The sequence below is a fragment of the Pseudomonas sp. TH10 genome (assembly GCF_016651255.1).
Classification (GTDB): domain Bacteria; phylum Pseudomonadota; class Gammaproteobacteria; order Pseudomonadales; family Pseudomonadaceae; genus Aquipseudomonas.
The window spans coordinates 1-17,457 of sequence record NZ_JAEKEG010000119.1; the positions used below are offsets into that span (position 1 = coordinate 1).

15 protein-coding genes and 7 pseudogenes are annotated in these 17,457 nt (G+C 57.0%); 15 read left to right on the top strand and 7 right to left on the bottom strand.

Going from position 1 to position 17,457, the window contains the following annotated elements; translation table 11 throughout:
* Window positions 1–98: 98 nt before the first annotated feature.
* The 3 genes and pseudogenes from JFT80_RS18105 to JFT80_RS18115 all read right to left on the bottom strand — a co-directional run.
* Window positions 99–257: pseudogene (locus JFT80_RS18105) on the bottom strand (FAD-dependent oxidoreductase); the annotation flags it as partial.
* Window positions 258–731: 474 nt separating this feature from the next.
* Window positions 732–1,310 (bottom strand): reactive chlorine resistance membrane protein RclC, encoded by a 579-nt coding sequence (gene rclC / locus JFT80_RS18110; RefSeq protein WP_201148798.1) that lies wholly within the window; start codon window positions 1,308–1,310, stop codon window positions 732–734.
* A 176-nt stretch (window positions 1,311–1,486) separates the two neighbouring features.
* Window positions 1,487–1,828 carry a carboxymuconolactone decarboxylase family protein gene (locus JFT80_RS18115; protein ID WP_122840530.1) on the bottom strand — a complete coding sequence of 114 codons (342 nt, stop codon included), beginning with the start codon at window positions 1,826–1,828 and terminating at the stop codon, window positions 1,487–1,489.
* Window positions 1,829–1,935: 107 nt separating this feature from the next.
* On the opposite strand from JFT80_RS18115, the pseudogene JFT80_RS18120 reads away from it, so the two are divergent.
* Window positions 1,936–2,851: pseudogene (locus JFT80_RS18120) on the top strand (AraC family transcriptional regulator).
* Window positions 2,852–2,908: 57 nt separating this feature from the next.
* Here the strand turns inward: JFT80_RS18120 and JFT80_RS18125 are convergent.
* Window positions 2,909–3,791, bottom strand: a pseudogene (locus JFT80_RS18125) (LysR substrate-binding domain-containing protein); the annotation flags it as partial.
* 222 nt (window positions 3,792–4,013) lie between these two features.
* On the opposite strand from JFT80_RS18125, the pseudogene JFT80_RS18130 reads away from it, so the two are divergent.
* A pseudogene (locus tag JFT80_RS18130) lies at window positions 4,014–4,124 on the top strand (LysR family transcriptional regulator); the annotation flags it as partial.
* On the top strand, window positions 4,121–4,480 hold the full coding sequence (locus tag JFT80_RS18135) for an MmcQ/YjbR family DNA-binding protein (RefSeq protein WP_201148799.1): 360 nt from the start codon (window positions 4,121–4,123) through the stop codon (window positions 4,478–4,480). The pseudogene JFT80_RS18130 and the gene JFT80_RS18135, both read left to right, overlap by 4 nt.
* Here JFT80_RS18135 and JFT80_RS18140 read toward each other — a convergent pair.
* Window positions 4,477–4,884, bottom strand: coding sequence for a DUF1294 domain-containing protein (locus JFT80_RS18140; RefSeq protein ID WP_201148800.1), 408 nt, complete (start codon window positions 4,882–4,884; stop codon window positions 4,477–4,479). The two genes, JFT80_RS18135 and JFT80_RS18140, sit on opposite strands and share 4 nt — an antisense overlap.
* Window positions 4,881–5,711, bottom strand: a complete 831-nt coding sequence (locus JFT80_RS18145; protein WP_201148801.1) for an undecaprenyl-diphosphate phosphatase — start codon at window positions 5,709–5,711, stop codon at window positions 4,881–4,883. Before JFT80_RS18145 ends, JFT80_RS18140 begins: the two co-directional genes overlap by 4 nt.
* Window positions 5,712–6,090: 379 nt before the next feature.
* Between JFT80_RS18145 and JFT80_RS25635 the strand changes: the two are divergent.
* The 10 genes and pseudogenes from JFT80_RS25635 to JFT80_RS18190 all read left to right on the top strand — a co-directional run.
* Window positions 6,091–6,777 (top strand): annotated as a pseudogene (locus tag JFT80_RS25635) (cache domain-containing protein); the annotation flags it as partial.
* Window positions 6,778–6,900: 123 nt separating this feature from the next.
* The gene (locus JFT80_RS25640; protein WP_374091374.1) at window positions 6,901–7,635 is read left to right on the top strand and encodes a methyl-accepting chemotaxis protein; all 735 of its coding nucleotides are present in this window, start codon (window positions 6,901–6,903) and stop codon (window positions 7,633–7,635) included.
* A 211-nt stretch (window positions 7,636–7,846) separates the two neighbouring features.
* Window positions 7,847–8,408 (top strand): annotated as a pseudogene (pnuC, locus tag JFT80_RS18155) (nicotinamide riboside transporter PnuC).
* Entirely contained in the window at window positions 8,405–8,947 is a 543-nt protein-coding gene (locus JFT80_RS18160) for an AAA family ATPase (protein WP_122840538.1), read from the top strand. Before pnuC ends, JFT80_RS18160 begins: the two are co-directional and overlap by 4 nt.
* A gap of 292 nt (window positions 8,948–9,239) precedes the next feature.
* Window positions 9,240–9,677, top strand: coding sequence for a hypothetical protein (locus tag JFT80_RS18165; protein WP_122840539.1), 438 nt, complete (start codon window positions 9,240–9,242; stop codon window positions 9,675–9,677).
* 1 nt (window position 9,678) lies between these two features.
* Window positions 9,679–10,250 (top strand): annotated as a pseudogene (locus JFT80_RS18170) (adhesin).
* A gap of 51 nt (window positions 10,251–10,301) precedes the next feature.
* Window positions 10,302–11,669, top strand: a complete 1,368-nt coding sequence (locus tag JFT80_RS18175) for a heme utilization protein (RefSeq protein ID WP_201148803.1) — start codon at window positions 10,302–10,304, stop codon at window positions 11,667–11,669.
* A gap of 61 nt (window positions 11,670–11,730) precedes the next feature.
* Complete coding sequence (locus JFT80_RS18180; RefSeq protein ID WP_122840542.1) at window positions 11,731–12,414, top strand: C39 family peptidase; 684 nt, start codon at window positions 11,731–11,733, stop codon at window positions 12,412–12,414.
* A gap of 33 nt (window positions 12,415–12,447) precedes the next feature.
* Window positions 12,448–13,245 carry a hypothetical protein gene (locus tag JFT80_RS18185; RefSeq protein ID WP_201148804.1) on the top strand — a complete coding sequence of 266 codons (798 nt, stop codon included), beginning with the start codon at window positions 12,448–12,450 and terminating at the stop codon, window positions 13,243–13,245.
* A gap of 46 nt (window positions 13,246–13,291) precedes the next feature.
* Window positions 13,292–14,572 (top strand): hypothetical protein, encoded by a 1,281-nt coding sequence (locus JFT80_RS18190; RefSeq protein ID WP_201148805.1) that lies wholly within the window; start codon window positions 13,292–13,294, stop codon window positions 14,570–14,572.
* A gap of 114 nt (window positions 14,573–14,686) precedes the next feature.
* Here the strand turns inward: JFT80_RS18190 and JFT80_RS18195 are convergent, their stop codons facing one another.
* Entirely contained in the window at window positions 14,687–16,012 is a 1,326-nt protein-coding gene (locus tag JFT80_RS18195) for a sigma-54 dependent transcriptional regulator (protein ID WP_201148806.1), read from the bottom strand.
* Window positions 16,013–16,358: 346 nt separating this feature from the next.
* Here JFT80_RS18195 and JFT80_RS18200 point away from each other — a divergent pair, with 346 nt between their 5' ends.
* Together JFT80_RS18200 and JFT80_RS18205 are read left to right on the top strand one after the other, a co-directional pair.
* Window positions 16,359–16,625 carry a hypothetical protein gene (locus tag JFT80_RS18200; protein ID WP_201148807.1) on the top strand — a complete coding sequence of 89 codons (267 nt, stop codon included), beginning with the start codon at window positions 16,359–16,361 and terminating at the stop codon, window positions 16,623–16,625.
* A 246-nt stretch (window positions 16,626–16,871) separates the two neighbouring features.
* Window positions 16,872–17,457: delta-60 repeat domain-containing protein (locus JFT80_RS18205; RefSeq protein WP_274610204.1), on the top strand; the 586-nt coding region annotated here is incomplete at its 3' end.

Here is a 17,457-nt window from a genome sequence, read left to right on the forward strand (position 1 = left end):
CGCACGAAAAACGCGAAAGCGTTTCACGATAAATGCGAAAACGAACTACTTTCTGCCTACGCGAGACTCGGTTAAACACCCAAATCTGAAATTGAACGAAGTACAACTGACGGAACGCAGCCGACATTCACACACGTGCCGCCTAAGTATCGACTTTCGGCAACCGCTACTTTGGCACCAAAACCGGCTGCAAACCGCGCAGCACGCACTCCACCCGAGCCGGCACCAATGACAAATAGATCGAAGTCGTAGCTCATTTCAGTTCTCTGCAGGGAATGCACAGCACCCGGCTGTCCAATTTCATTTGAGGAATAATGACCGGAGCGAATGCATCAGTGAGGCGCAAAGCCTTGGTAACAAACCTTGGCCTGATTGCGATTGGCACATATCAGTCATGCCCAATTCGCTGGTCTCACTTGCCAAGGCTCCCATGAACTGGGGAAGCAAAAAGCCCGCTTCGTGCTCACGATGAAGCACGATTGAAGTATCCGGACAGGAGCCACCAGGGCAGGATTGAGTAGTGCCAAACATTGGAATCTCCCAGTTATGGAGAACGCTGCGACAACTCCAGCGGCTGATCGCTTATGGGATCAGTTTCACCAACAAAAGCGCGTTAGAGAATGGGCAGAGATGTCATGGCTTAATTGTGCAGGATGAAACAATGTTGGTAAGCGTTCCGGGAACACAGCTTCCGAACTCCAGCATTAAGGGCGATGGTGTCCGCGTATTTTTTAGCGGACGCAGCGTTCGCGGAGCAATTGACGTGCGGAGTCAGCCATCACGGGTAGGGAGCCGGCCAGCATCAGTACATCTTTAAGCACCAGGCGCCCGGCGCCGGACAGATAAGGGAAGCCGTGTTGTGCATCACCGAGAGCACCCACCCAGGCTTCGGGTGTGGTAATCAAAAAGCCAAGCGTTACCAGCGGTGTACCGAAGGCCAGGGCCCCGCCCAACAGGCCGGTACGTCTCGAGACTGAATTTGACAGCACGAGCACGCCAATCAGGATTTCGACGATCCCGAGTCCGGTCGAAAAACCGTAGGTGTTGTTTTCGGTTTGCCAGGCACGCTTGTCCGCGTTCAACTCGCCTTCGTGAGTGAGGTGCGCCTTGTATCCTTCGGGGTGTTCATAGAAGAAAGACATGAAAGGGCTATTGGCAACAAAAGGTGTGATGCTGTCGGCTTCATATGGAACGAATTTCAGCGCTCCGATCCATAGAAAAACGATGGCGATAGCCAATCGCATGAGAGACGTTGCGAAGGTGTCGACTTTGCTGATAAATCGGAGCCAGGCAGTAAAGGATGTGAGCATGAGACTTCTCCAAATGTTTGAATGTAGAGATAGTCTGAGGTGAATCCGAACGCCGATTTTGTGCGTCTTGCTCAATTTATTGATTGATCGTCTCAAGATGCTGATGAGGATCTTGCAGGTGTAAAAAAGCCTCGATACCTTGCAGTACCGAGGCCAAACGCGTGCGTACGAGTGATCTATTTCTTCAGCGAGTCATACGCCTCCAACGTACGCAACGAATAGATGTAAGCAGCGCCGGCGTTGAGCGAGATTGCGGTCGCTAATGCCGCCGCCACTTCTTCACGACTTGCTCCTGCTTTGATCGCCGCGTCCGCGTGGGCAGCGATGCAGCCATCGCAGCGGGTGGTGACAGCTACCGCGATCGAAATCAACTCCCGGGTTTTGGCATCCAGCACATCGTTCTCCGCAGAGGCTTCTCCAAGAGCGAGGTAAGCCTTCACCATCTTAGGGTTGCTCTTTCCAAGCCCGCCGAAGGCCTTCTGGATGGTAGGTAGCATTTCGGACCAGTTGTTGAACATCGCATGACTCCTGAGGAAGTTGGTGTAGTGTTTCGACAGGCTTAGTTTTCCCCCCTGAGAGATGTCAGTTTGTCCGATCCGCTCAATTTTTTATGCGAAGCTCTCAAATGAATTCTATCGATAAGCTCATCAGCCTGGCTAACGTCCGAGGCAGCCTGGATTTGCGGTGTCAGTTTCAGGGCGATTGGGCACGAGGTCACGAGCAAGAAATATTAGGCAAAGCGCCCTATCACATTGTGTTGGAGGGAGAGTGCCGGGTTGAGTTTCCGGACGGGCAACGCCTGCCCATGCGAGCAGGGGATATTTTGCTTCTGCCTCGTGGTGCACCGCACGTCATGCGTAGCATTGGAAAACCGGCTGAGCCCAGCACGCCAAGGCTGATTTCCAATGCGCCCCTGCCGCTCTATCGGATTGGAGATGTTAGTACCGATCTAGACATGCTTTGCGGAGGCTTTCACTACAATCGAACGTCGATGTTGTTCGCGGCGCTCCCCGAACACCTTGTGATTCCAAGTGCTGCCCTCCCTAAAAGTGCCCCCTGCCGGCGTTGGTCGAAATGTTGCGAGGTGAAGCAGATAGCGATCAGGTGGGCGCACATTACTTGCTCGATGCTTTGTCCCAAGCGCTGTTCACATTGATCCTGCGGGCCCACATTGCGAGCCACGGCCAGCACACCGGCACCTTGGCATTGCTGTCTGATAAACGACTGGGCCGCGCTTGGCAGTCCATGCTGGCTGATCCTGCGCACGAGTGGACCGTTGACGGTCTCGCTGAAACCGCCAGCATGTCTCGCGCAACGTTTATGCGAGCCTTCGTACGGGTGGCGGGAGTTTCGCCTTGGGTGTTACTGACCCAAGTCCGTATGGAGTTAGCGTTCAACCTGCTAAGCCATTCCCATTTGGGGCTGAGTGACATTGCCGCCCAAGTCGGGTATCAATCCCTGAAGCGGCTTTCAGCAAAAAATTCAAGGAAATATACGGTGAAGCACCTGGGAGAGTGAGGCGCGCAATGACTACCGCGTAGCCGGATGCTCTTTTCCAGCTCTCCACAAGCGACCCTGTCCGCCTCGGCGTTAGCGCCAAAATCCATAGCTAACTTATCAATCAGACCGCGGACTGAAGGTAGCAGCCCTCTTCGGGACGGGAAGACCGCATGGATGAGCCCGCTACGCAGCACAAACTCAGGTAGTACTTCCACCAATAGCCCATCATGTATGGCGTGCCGCACCATGATTTCGGGTAGTTGTACCACCCCTACCCCTTGTATTGCAGCGCGGTGTAACGCATCAAGATCCGAGGTGACAAAATCTGGGCGTGTGAACCACCTCGATTCGATACTCTTTCGTGCCTAAAAAAGTCCACCTGTGTTCACGGTTTGGCGGACCTAGATCCATGCTAGGCAAGCTCGCCAAGTCATTTGGGGTTTCGAGCTTCAACCCTTCTATCAAGGAAGGCCGCGCAACCAGCTTTTGGTGGCTATCGCCTAATACTCGCATCACAAGGTTGTCGTCTTCCAATGGCGGGAAACGCACTCTCAGCGCGATGTCATACCCCTCACCCAGCACATCAACCCTGCGATTTGTGCTGTCTATGTGCACCTGGACTTTGGGGTGCAGCACCATGAATTCCGCAATAATGTCGCTCACACCCATGGCGCCTAAAGCAGGTGGACAACTGATACGCACGATTCCTTGAGGTTCGGAGCGTGAATGCTCGACCACTTGCTCAGCCGCGTCAGCCTCTACGAGCATCGCTACACAATGACGGTAGTAGTCTTGGCCGATCTCTGTGACCGTAAACTTTCTGGTTGATCGCTGGATCAGGCGTACACCAAGCCGCTCTTCTAAAGATGCGATACGTCGGCTTAGCTTCGATTTGGGGATGTCGAGTTTTTTACTCGCGCTGGTGAATCCGTTGTGGTCGACAACCTGGACGAAGAAATACAAATCATTGAAGTCGTACACGGAGTCATTTGCCCGGTGGTTGGGTTCAGAACGCATTATCGCAGGTGATGGTGGGAGTTCCCATTGCTGAGTACCTTGCGGCTTTCCGGCGCTGACCGCTTGCCCTTCTTTGCGTGATAGCCGCTTTGTCAAAAGGAGCGTACGATTTTGACGATTGCCACAATGAAAATCGAAATTTCTACTTTGGATCAATCAGTTACGGCATTTATAGTTTTGCCGCCGGTGCAGTTGCTGCCTGAGTGGTCATTACTTGGGGGCAGGCTGCAGGCGGTGCGCGCCTGGATCGATCATCTGGTTGAGTCATTCAACGCCCGCGGGGAGCGCCTGTTATGAGCACTGCACGAATGGGCGAAGCCGCTGTGGCGCAGTTTTGCCTGGCATTGCCGGGTGCCAGGGAAGACTACAAGTGGGGTGGCGTGCGGGTATTTTCGATTGCCGGCAACAAGATGTTTGCCTTGCAGGGTTTGCGCGGCGACTCACTGGCGTTCAAGGTCGACAAGGATCTGTTTCTCGGTCATTGCGACCGTCCGGGCATTCATCCGGCGCCGTATCTGGCGCGGGCACAGTGGATCATCCTGGAGTTGCCCTACCCGCTGGGCGCTGAAGAGCTGCAGGGTTTATTGCAGCGTTCCCACCAGTTGGTGGTGAGCAAGCTGCCCAAACGGACCCAGGTGGGACTGCTGCTCTAGAACAGGGCGAACAGATGGGCGCCGAGGAACAGTTGGTCGATCCAGAACACCTGGTGCAGCAGCACGATGGCCCAGAAAAGGACCTGATAGGAAACCTTGCGGGTCTTGTGCCGGAACAGTTGCTGCGCCACCAAGGCGCCAGGCCAGCCACCGGCCAGTTCCACGGCGTGCAGGACATTCTCCGGGGTACGCCAGCGCTCGGTACGGGCCTTGCGCTTGTCGCTCCAATAAAGGAAGAACGCCAGCACGCTGACGATGCCGTAGGCCGACAGGGGAATCAACGATATCCCCTGCAGCCACATCAACATCGAGCCGGCCAACGGCAGCGCACACACCAAGGCGAACACCAGCGACTTGAGTCGTGGATTCTGAATCGTTGCGGGGCGCGCGCTGCGGTCGATCATGGCTTGGCTGCGGTCCAGTCGACCCAGCCGAACTGCCAGGTCGCGAGGATCAGCAGGCCGAAGGCGATGCGGTACCAGGCAAACACGGCATAGCTGTGGTTGGCGATGAACTTGAGCAACCCGCGTACCGCAATCATCGCGAAGATGAACGCCGTGACGAAGCCGACGGCAAATACCGGAAAATCCGCCGGGACGAACAGGTCACGGTATTTATAGCCCGAATACACAGCGGCACCGACCATGGTCGGCATGGCCAGGAAGAACGAAAATTCGGTAGCCGTCTTGCGTGACAGGCCGAACAGCAGGCCACCGATGATGGTCGAGCCCGAGCGCGAAGTGCCAGGAATCATCGCCAGGCACTGGGCAAAGCCGACTTTCAAGGCATCTTTCCAGGTGATTTCGTCCACGGTCTCGGCATGCACTTCATGCTCGCGGCGCTCGGCCCACAACATGATGACGCCGCCAACCACCAGCGCGGCCGCGACCGTGATCGGATTGAACAGGTATTGGTGGATCAGGTCAGCAAAAATCACCCCCAACACTACAGCCGGCAAGAACGCGATCAGCAGATTGGCGGTAAAACGCCGTGCACTGGGCTGCGTCGGCAGGCCCTTTACCACGTCGAGAATCTTGCGGCGAAACTCCCAGATCACCGCGAGAATCGCGCCGAGTTGAATAATGATGTTGAACGCCATGGCCCGTTCGCCGCCGAAATTGAGCAAGTCGGCAACAATGATCTGGTGTCCGGTACTGGAAATGGGCAAAAACTCCGTCAGCCCCTCTACAACTCCAAGTATCAGTGCCTGCAAGGCGGTCCAAAGATCCATCAATCCCCCAAAGAGCGATGCGCGCGGGCATGCTCCGATAGTATTTTCAATGCATTTACTGCGGTCAGTCTGGCTGTAGCGCCGCGTGCTGGAACCTCTGGATAAACCACGACTTGGCGTAGAAAGCTCATGCCGGATTCAGGTTTTTGCGCGCGGGGCCGAAATCCTATCAGACAAGTCCGTTTTACGCTGCCGAGTATTGGGCTTGACTGCAAACCCGTGCCTGCCATCCGGGGTGAAATGCTGGCGATCCTTTATGACAAGAACAAGAAACCGGAGTAACCGCCTTATGAACAGCTTGCGCACCATGTCGATCAGTCGCCGCCTGTGGCTCATCCTGATTGTGGCCGTCATGATGCTGATGACGCTGGGCGTGTTGATGCTCAAGCAGATCCACACAGACCTGTACCAGGCCAAGGCGCAGAAGACGCGGCACGTGGTGCAGACCGCCAGCGGTGTCCTCAACTATTACCATGGCCTCGAGACTACCGGCGTGCTGACCCGCGAAGCGGCGCAGAAGCAGGCGCTGACCGCGGTTCGCGGTCTGCGCTATGACCAGAACGATTACTTCTGGATCAACGACCTGACGCCGGTGATGGTCATGCACCCGGCCAACCCGAAACTCGATGGCCAGAACCTTTCGGCGATCCGCGACCCGGATGGCTTTGCCCTGTTCAACGAGATGGTCGCCGTCGCCAAGAGCAAGGGCGCCGGCATGGTCAACTATCGCTGGCCGAAGCCTGGTGCCAACGCACCGGTCGAGAAAACCTCCTACGTCAAGTTGTTCGAGCCGTGGGGCTGGGTAATCGGCTCGGGCGTCTACATAGATGACATGCAAGACGAGTTCTACGGCCAGGTGTGGAAAGCATCATTGGTCGGTCTGGTGATTGCAGCGATCATGGCCTTGCTGGTGATCCTCATTGCCCGCAGCATTGTTCGTCCCCTGCAGGAAACAGTGAACGCCATGGCCAATATCGCCAGCGGCGAGAGCGACCTGACCCGCAGCCTCGATACCCATGGCCGCGATGAAGTGACGCAACTGGCCCAACATTTCAACGCGTTCACAGCCAAATTGCGCCTGGTGATCGGCCAATTGCAGGTCTCGGCCAGCGACCTCGGTGAATCGTCCAGCGCCTTGGGCAATGACGCAGCCCAGGCTCAACAACGCAGCCAGCAGCAGTCCCAACAAATGGAACTGGTGGCGACAGCGATCAACGAGGTCACGTACGGGGTGCAGGACGTGGCCAGGAATGCCGAGCATGCCGCCAGTGAAATGCGCGATGCCGAGTCGCAGGCGCAGCAGGGCCAGGTCAACATCGATGGCAGTTTGCAGCAGATCGACAAATTGTCCGGCACCATCGAACAGGCGGTGCAAGTGATCCGCACCCTGGCCGCCGAGAGTACGCAGATTGGCACGGTGCTCGAAGTGATCCGTTCGATTGCCGAGCAGACCAATCTGCTGGCGCTCAATGCCGCCATCGAAGCCGCGAGGGCGGGTGAACAGGGCCGTGGTTTTGCGGTTGTGGCCGATGAAGTCAGGCTGCTGGCTCAGCGCACGCAGAAATCCACGGCCGAGATCCAGTCGATGATCGAGCGTTTGCAGAATCATTCGGAAGCGGCGGTCAAGGTCATCGGCGACAGCAGCCGCGCTTCGCAACTGACCATTGAACAGGCGGGGCTGGCCGGCGCGAGCTTGAGTGCCATAGGCCAGGCTTTGCGCAACCTCAACGGCCTCAACGCTTCCATTGCCAGCGCCACCCTGCAGCAGGCGCAGGTGGTGGAAGACATTAACCAGAACGTGACCCAGGCGGCAGGCCTGTCCCACAGTACGGCGCTGGCGGCCGAGCAATCGAGCGTAGCCAGTGTGCGTTTGAAGGGGCTGAGTGAGCAATTGAACGGGTTGCTCAAGCAGTTTCGCGTTTAACGTTTGCAGGAGCGAGATTGCTCGCGATGGACGTTAGCGTTACCGCGTGCTTGCTGATTAAACGCGGTGCTCTAGGGACCATCGCGAGCAAGCTGGCACCTGCAAGAGTCTTGCTGGTTCGACAATCTTCTACGTCAGTGTCGAGCCGAAGTTTTTACATCCGCACCCATCCGGTACAATCCGCTCCCCTCCCCACCCTCAAGGAACCTCCATGTCCGGGTTAGAACTGTTTGCCGCCGCCCTCGGTGTGATCGCCGTCTGGTTGACGGTCAAACAGAATCCCTGGTGCTGGCCGATTGGCCTGGTCATGGTATTGCTTTATAGCTGGGTGTTTTTCGAGGTGAAGCTCTACTCGGACATGCTGCTGCAGGTGATCTACGCGGCGCTGCAATTGTACGGCTGGTGGCAATGGACGCGTGGAGGTGATGAACGGCTGGGGCGGCAGGTCAGCCAGTTGGCGGTGGCGCCGATTGCCTTGAGTCTGTCCCTGGGCGCCATTGGCAGCCTCGCTCTCGGCGCGGCCATGGCGCACTGGACCGACGCCGCGCAACCCTGGCTGGATGCCGCGCTCACCGGTTTCAGCCTGGTGGCCCAGGTGTGGATGGCACAGAAACGCGTGCAATGCTGGCCGCTGTGGATCTTGCTGGACGTGATTTTCGTCGGGCTGTTCGTCTATAAAGGCATGTACTTGACGGCCGGACTTTACGCTGTTTACCCTGATCGCGATCCAGGGCTGGCGTGAATGGCGCACCGACCTGGCCTTGCGAACATGAAGGTGCTGGTGCTAACAGGTCCGGAATCCAGCGGCAAAAGCTGGCTTTCCCACGAGATCCAGGCGCATTTTGGTGGGCTGCTGGTCGGCGAGTACGTTCGGCATTTCATCGACAGTGAAGCCCGCGACACTTGCTACCAAGACATCGAGACCATAGCCCACGGCCAACTGGCCTGGGAGGACGAGGCTCGAGCGAAGCAACCGTCACTGTTGATTCTCGACACCCACCTCTTGAGCAACATCCTGTGGAGCAACACATTGTTCGGCGCGTGTCCGGCCTGGATCGAGCAGGCCTTGCTGGCACGCCACTATGATCTGCATGTGCTGCTCAGCCCCGAAGTCGTGGCCTGGCACGATGACGGGCAGCGTTGCCAACCGCAACTGGCGCAACGTCAGGCATTCTTCCAGGCCACCCATCAGTGGCTGGAGCTGCACCACCAGCCTTTCCAGATCCTGCAAGGTGACTGGCAGCAGCGCAGGGATGCAGCGTTCGAGGCCGTGGCCCGCTTGCTCTTCCCTGCTGAAAGTGTCCATTCCTGAAACACATTGTGCTGCGTAAACCCATGAGCTAAAGCGGCTCAGCCCTCTGCGCGCAAAACTGTTAAGTCACTGAAACAACCTGCCAATACCGGCGGTAGCGAGCACTGCTGCCTGAATGGCGGGGAATATCCCCCAACTTTGTCTCAGTGCCGTTACACCCTTCGACCATTCAGTTTTGAATTTTCAGCCAACTAACTGTTTTTTAAAGTAAATCTAAAAGCGGCACGCCTTCTGCTCTCTCCCTCGCAACGCTGATAAGGGCCAGCGTTCACTAACAGAAGGAATTGCCGCCGTGGGGAAATTTGATAAACGCATCTATGGCCTGTTGGTGATCGGATGCGCACTCGCAATCAGCGCCTCCCTGCCTGCACATGCCGACAATGGCATCATCACGATCAAACGTGATGTGCAAACACGCAACGCCGTCGTTCCTCCGCTGATCCCCGATCCGAATCCCACCACAGTCAACGCCAATCCCTCTCAACACATTCTCAAACAGACGAATGAGTTGAGCGACGGCGATTTCGCCAACGTTGCCAGTGGTGCAAGCATCTCACGCATGGTGACCCAGAACACCAACAACCTGGGTGCCAACATGTCCAACCAGACCCAACTGTCGAACCAGCCCGCCGGGCGTTCGGGCAATTCGGGCGGTGGCATTGCCAACATGGTCAATTCGAGTATGACCAAGGGCCTGGGCACTCTGAACATCATAACGGGAGGCCGTTAGGATGAATCGCACACTGCTGGTCATCGCCATGTTTTGCAGTGCATCGACCTTTGCCCAATCTCCAGTGATCAACAACGCTGAGATCGATAATTCGGGCATGCAGTACCAGGGCAACCTCACGGTCAACCAGGCGGCCGGTGATCAACAGCAACAGGTCAACGCCCGGGCCATCGCCATTGGCCATGGAGCCACTGCGACCACGCAAATTCGCCAACGGCTGGGCAGCAGTGGCGACCCGGCAATGGATGCCAGTTCCAGCATCCAGGGCAACTCTTTCAGTCGCGGCAACGGCGCGGTGGGTGTCAACCAGAGCTCCGGTGCCAGCAACCAACAGGCGAACGCACTGCGCATCAGCGTCAGTGACCAGCCGCAAAGTATCGACGACAGCGTCCTCATGCAACAGAACGTGGCGCTGCTCAACAACCCGATCCAACTGACTCTGCACCAGGCTATCGCCAGGTCACTACCAGTGACCAGGCCTTCACCGGTAGCCGCGGGGTAATTCAGTTGAATCAGAGTGCCGGGGTGGGAAATCGAATGGGAAACACCCTGAGCATACGGGTCGCGGATTGACCCAAACAGGTAATAACAACACTTAACCTAAAATAAGTACGGAGAATCACCATGAAACCTTCGATGGCAATAAAGCCTCTGGTTTTCGCAATTGCTGCGGTCATGGCTGTTGCTGTACAAGCTGGGCAATACGATAACAACGGCCACAACAATGGCCATAACAATGGTCATAACAATGGCCACAATGGTAACGGCAACGGCAACGGAGGCCCACGCACTCCTCCTCCAACCATGATCCCTGTCTTTGCTACTGCCAATGCCATCGACAACCAACGCAGCACTGGCAACAGCATCCGCAATGAAGGGACCGTAAACGAAGCTGAAATGACCAGCTCCGCTACCGGCACCAGCGGCAACGTCGGCGTCAACGTGGCTGCTGGTAATGGCAACCAGCAAGACAACGCGGCCGCTATCGCCAACGCTGCATCGGACTCCAGTCTCGATAACAGCTTCGTGTTCGGCACTGCTTCCGCGAGCTCCACCGTCAACCAGTTCAGCAACAACAACACGGTCAACAACTTCGGCAGCACCTCTTCGGCGGTGATGACCGGTTCGGGTAATGGCGGCAGCGGCAACATGGGTATCAACATTGCCGGTGGCGACCTTAACCAGCAGAAAAACACCATGGCCATTGCTAATGCCAACGCTCCACTGGGCAACGCAACCGCCACTGCTTCGGCCAATCAAAATGGTCCTGGCCTGACAGTGAATAACAACGCTGATCGGACTTATCGCCTGGATACCATCACCGTCACCAATTCGGCCAGCGGTAGTGCTTCTCAAGGCTATGCGTCCGTTGCCAGTGGCAGTCAGAGCGCTTCTTCGAGCTTTGAACTGGCCGGCGCCCAGGCTTCTGCAGCCAGCGGCTCAAGCAGCTGGAATGCCAGTGGCTCTCACAGCAGCGATTCGAGCGGTTCTTCGAATGCTTCTCTGACTGCCACACTGAGCGCCACTCTGGACGCCGCTGCTGAAACGGCCAGGGAATATACCCGTGACTATGGTCGTCATGAGCAAAGTGGCAGCGAGTCTAACAGTTCGTCGCTTAACGCTTCGCTCGACGCATCGCTGGACGTCAGCGTAGACAAGTCGTACACCAAATCGCACGACTCTTCGTTCGAAAAATCGTATGACAAGGCCTACGAAAAAGCCCAGGCCTCGGCATACGAAAAATCGGGCAGCAAATCGTCCGAATCTGCGTATGACAAATCCAAAGGCTATGCTGAAAGCAGTGCATTTGACTTGAGTACTACCTACTCCTATCAAGTGCTGACTCCAACTGGCTGGGCCAACCCTGTAACCAACACCGCAACCCTCAGTGGTTCGGTTAACGGTGGCAGCGGCAACCTGGGCGTCAACGTGGCTGCGGGTGTGGGCAACCAACAAAGCAACTCGCTGGCGATTTCCAACCAGTCGTTCTAATCGTTGTCTGTGGAGGCCCCTTACGGGGGCCTTTTTCAGCGCACCCAGAAGGCGTCCAACCATGCGCATCATCGCCTTGGCATTTTTGCTCAGCATGGCCGGTATGACCGAGGCGGCACAAATGCCGCTGTCCGTGATCCTGCCCGGCGGAGCGGTGGTGTACAAGCCGATCCAGAGCATTCGCGAACGCAAGTTTGCCGATCTGGTACAACAGAAAACCGACTTCAGTTGCGGCGCAGCAGCGCTGGCGACCGTCTTGCGCCAGGCCTACTGGCTGGACGTGAACGAAGAACAGATCATCGAAGGCATGCTCGCCCACTCCGACCAGGATCTGGTCCGGGTCCAGGGTTTTTCCATGCTGGACATGAAGCGGTACGTAGAAAGTATCGGCATGCGCGCCCGTGGCTACCGTGTAGCACCGGAGACGTTAAGCGAAGTGAAAATCCCGGTGGTGGTCCTGCTGGACATTCGTGGCTACAAACACTTTGTGGTCATGCAACGAGTCCACGACGGCTGGGTATACATCGGAGATCCGGTACTGGGTCATAAACGATTCAAGGTCGAAGACTTTGTCAAAGGCTGGAACGGCATCATCTTTGCCGTTATCGGTCAGGGCTACGACAAAAACAACGCCTTGCTCGACCCTCCCGTACCACTCACTGCCAAAAACCGTATCAATGCATTCAGCCCGGTGCGAGACGCAGACCTGATGGATTTCGGGTTCATAAAAAGCGACTTCTTCTAATAACAAGGGAGCATGAAGCTCCGGGAGCATCCAATGAACACTCCAACCTGGCTGGCCGTCGTTTGCCTGGCTGCCAGCCTGCCAACCCAGGCACAGACGTTCAAACCCATTGAACTGAAGGATCAGGAGCTGGCGAGCCTGCGAGGCCGCTATGTCATGCCCGGACGGATCATCAGCTTCGGGGTTGCCATGACCAGCACCTGGGAAAATGCCAAAGGAGAATTGATCGGGGTCACCTCCTCGATGCAGATCCAGAAATCAACGATCAAGCCACAGTTCTATGTGTCGATGATCGATGAAAAAACCCCGGGTGCCAGCAGTTCGCAAGGCACCACCAACTCTACTGCGGGCACAGGCGCGCAGACCGTTGCGGCAACGGGTTCAGGCACCGGCACCGTCACAGGCGGCAGCGGCCTCAACACCACCGAAGGTGTCACTCAAGTCGTGCGTGCGGCCGGTGACAACAACACCGCCTACAACAATGTCGACATCAACGTTACCAAGGCGAACGAGGCGCCAGTCATGCAACCCCAGGGCCAGGCACTGGCCGCAGGCACCACGCTGGTGGGCAGCAATGGAGCGGGCTCCCTGAGCGTTTCCTCATCGGGCACAGGTGTGCAACTCAACATCGTGGCCAATAACAGTCAAGGCAGTACGATCCAACGCCTGGCCCAGGGTGGGCTGACGCAGAACACGACTTTGCTGGGAAGTAGCAACCAGGTGCGCAACCTCACATCGTTCAATGTGGTGCTGCGTGACAGTGCGACTACAGGCGGGTCATTGACCGGTAATCTGGACCAGCTTAAAGGTCTTCGCACTGCCGGATTCTGATCTACGCTCAGTCTCATCAGAAGTAGTCAGAAGGGACGGCTAACCCATGCACCGATCGTTAACGCTCAGAGCAATCGTCTGTTTGAGTAGCCTGGCTCCGGTCACTCTGCTGTATGCAGCGACAGACCCCCAGGTAGAAGCATTAAAACAAGAACTCATGGAGTTGAAGCAGCGCTACCAAGCCCAACAGAACGCGTTGATGGTACTCGAACAACGGGTTCGCCAGGTCGAAGAAACCCCGGTGACTCCGCCACCCAGACGCCTGACCAAATCCCCGGCCGACCCGGCCAGGAGTGGTCAGGCGGTGGCTGCAGGTGCTCCGGGAACCGCCGGCAGTTCCTATGGCCAGTCGCTCAAGGAAGACGCGGAGCCAGCGCCCAGCGTTTCCAACCTGTATGACGAAGCCAGTGGCTTCTTCGGTGGCGGGAAGTTCAGCGTCGAAACCGGCCTGACCTACACCCACTACGACACCCGCGCATTGACGCTCAATGGCTTTCTGGCGCTGGACTCGATCTTCCTCGGCAACATCAACCTTGACCGGATCAAGGCGGATACCTGGACGCTCGACCTGACAGGCCGCTACAACTTCGACAATCGCTGGCAGTTCGACTTGAACGTACCGGTCATCTATCGCGACTCGACTTATCAGTCCGGCGGCGCTGGTGGTGCAGGCCCGGTGACGTCGGATGCAACCGTCACCCGCGACCCGACCATTGGCGATGTAAACGTTGGCGTGGCTTACAAATTCCTGGACGAGTCGGTCAACCTCCCCGACGCGGTCGTCACGCTGCGGGTCAAGGCGCCCACCGGCAAGGACCCCTACGGCATCAAACTGGTCAGCGACCCCACCAACGATAACCTCTCGGTACCCGAAGACCTGCCAACCGGTAACGGTGTGTGGGCGATCACCCCGGGTATCTCGCTGGTCAAGACGTTTGACCCGGCCGTACTGTTCGGCAGCTTGTCGTACACCTACAACATGCAGGACTCTTTCAGCGACATCAGTCCTCAGGTTGGCTCAAAGGTCAGCGGCGATGTGAAGCTGGGGGACTCCTGGCAGGTGGGCGCCGGTATTGCGTTCGCCTTGAACGAGAAGATGAGTATGTCGTTCTCGTTCACTGACCAGTTCGCTCGCAAAAGCAAGATCAAGCCCGATGGCGGTGATTGGCAGTCCATTAGCAACAGTGATTACAACGCGGCCAACTTCAACATCGGCATGACCCTGGCGGCCACCGACAAGCTGACAATCGTGCCCAACCTGGCGATTGGCCTGACTGACGATTCGCCGGACTTTTCGTTCAGCCTGAAATTCCCTTACTACTTCTGAGGTATATAAGACAAAGATCGCAGCCTCGTTGCACTCGACAGCTCCTACAGAGATTTTCAATTCAATGTAGGAGCTGTCGAGTGCAACGAGGCTGCGATCTTTTTGATCCTGGCGCTAGCGAATCTGATGCTTGTGCAACAACCGATAAAAAGTCGGCCTCGAGATACCCAGCACCTTCGCTGCAATGCTCAGATTGTCACTGTGACGGTTGAGCACATCGCACAACGCCTGGCGCTCAGCCCGGGTTTTGTAATCCTCCAGCGTGCCCATTGGCGCAACCACGGTATGGTGGCTGATCAGCCCCAGGTCGCGGGCTTCGATCTGCCGACCTTCGGCCAGCACCAGGCCGCGACGAACCCGATTGGCCAGTTCGCGCACATTGCCCGGCCAATCATGCTTGCCCATCGCGATCAGCGCGTCATCGCTGAAGCTGCGTGGCCTGCGGCCGGTTTCATGGCTGTAGAAGTGGGAGAAATGATTGGCCAGCATGGACAAGTCGCCATGCCGTTCTCGCAATGGCGCGGTCACGACTTGCAGCACGTTGAGGCGGTAGTACAAATCCTCACGGAAGCGTTTCTTCTCGATCGCCGCTTCCAGGTCGACGTGGGTCGCCGCCAGAACTCGCACATCTACCGGTATCGGCTGGCTGCCGCCGACATGTTCGATATGTTTTTCCTGCAGGAAGCGCAGCAGATTGGCTTGCAGCTCCAGCGGCAGGTCACCAATCTCATCGAGGAACAGTGTGCCGCCGTTCGCCGCTTCGATCCGGCCGACTTTGCGTTGGTGGGCGCCGGTGAAGGCACCCTTCTCATGGCCAAATAGCTCGGACTGGATCAGGTGTTCGGGAATCGCGCCGCAGTTGATGGCCACGAAGGGTTTGTTGTGCCGCTGGGATTGCCGATGCAGGGTGCGGGCCACCAGCTCTTTGCCGGTGCCGCTTTCGCCACGGATGAGTACAGGGGACTCGGTCGGCGCCAGTTTGCTGAGCAACTTGCGCAGTTCGCGAATCGGCCTGCTGTCGCCGAGCAATTCATGTTCGGGCTGATCGACGTGAATCGTCCCCTGCCCGCGCAGGCGCGCCATGCCGAACGCCCGGCCGAGGGTAACTTGCACCCGCGACACGTCGAACGGCAGGGTATGAAAATCGAAAAACCATTCGCAGACGAAATCGCCGACGTTCTGCAAACGCAGAACTTCCTGGTTGAGTACAGCGATCCATTCGGTGCCACTGCGGCTGATCAACTCTTTGACCGCTTCGGGGCGTTCCAGATGAAACGGCTGCAAGCGCAACAAGCCGACATCACAACTACGGTCGGCGGCGTTTTCCAGAGTACAACTGTCGACATCCCAACCTACCGCGCGCAAACCGGGCAGTAAACGATGGCAATCGTCGCAGGGATCGACTACTAATAGACGTCGTTGGGCAGGCGCTTCGCTCATGACTGTTCCTTGGCGCCAAATTCGATTAAATATTAGTAAAAACAGTCATTTGGCGGACCTGGCTGTAACATTAGCAAGAAATTGACAGTTGCTTGTACCGATTGACTATAGGGCTCTCGCCTAAACAGTTATAAGGGTCTGCTTGGTTAGTTACCTAATGAACTTCAACCTTTCATTCAGCTTTCAAAACGGCACCGAACAGCGAGTTCTTGCAAGAAAGTTGAAATTTTCTTTGTGTCAGGTGTGACCCGCTAGCGGGTTGCGTGCATCAGTACAAGTAACCAGCCGAACGGTAAGCCCAACCGACGGCACATCACTTGATTGGGCACGACAGAGAGAAGACCCCATGACCGCCCCGCTCCGTATCAACGAAGCTCTTTTGATTGCCAACCACGCCTTCAAACCTTTCCAGTGCGTGGCCTGGGCTCCACAAGACGGCAATGGCGAACTGAGCCTGACCGTTATCGATCGCACCAACTCGCACATCGGCCGCAAACAAATTCCGAGCAGTGCCTATTCTGATCCGGCACAGCTCGAAGTGCTGTTGCAACAGGCCCGCGCTGAACTGAGCGAAGAGGGTTACCTGTTGCAATCCTGGTCGATGCCGCACTGATAGCAGCGCGGATTACCTGGCAGTAATCCGCGCCCTTCCCGGTCTTTCAGTCCGCTGTTCAGTACTGCGAAGGTACTAATTACTTGGCAGGCTTGCCACTGGTTCAAAAAGTCACTCTTCTGGCACACTGCGACCCTCCGCCTGTTATTTCTCCCCGTTGTACGGTTGGCCATTCAGGGTTTGAATATCCTCCTTATAAGGTCGCCAGGCCAACTTCTGGACGACGACTCGCAAGGAGATGCGTGCATGTCAAGCCAGGTTGCCTTTGCCTCCTCCGCCACACTCAGCCAAGCCGGTCGCCTCGACCTTTCGTTTGCCGCCCGCGGAACCACCCAGGTGTATTTCGCCGGCAGCCTCTGCAGCATGACCCATGACGTCGCCATTGATGCCTGCGGGCGCATCCTTGTCGCGGCCAAAGTTGGAATGGCCGAGGGCAGTCGCTTTGGCCTGGCACGCCTCCTGGCCGATGGGTCTGCGGACCTGTCCTTCGGTGATCAAGGCAGCGTCATCGGCCAGTTCGAGAATGGTTTCGAGGCCATGGCCGGCAAACTCGCGGTGCTGCCCAACGGCAATATCCTGCTGGCCGGGCTGCACTATCTCAACGGCCATCGCACGCTCCCGGCCCTGGCATTGTTTGACCACTGTGGCCAAACGGTCCAGGGCTTCGGCGAGAATGGCCGCTGCGTGGTGCGCTTGCCCGGCAATCTTTCCGTGGGCGTGCGTGATGCCTGGCTTCCACCGGGCGTTCCGGGCGCCGAAGCCTGCGATCTAAGGGTGCAGGAGGATGGCAGGATCCTGCTTTTGGCCAATCATCATTTCGAACTGGCCGATC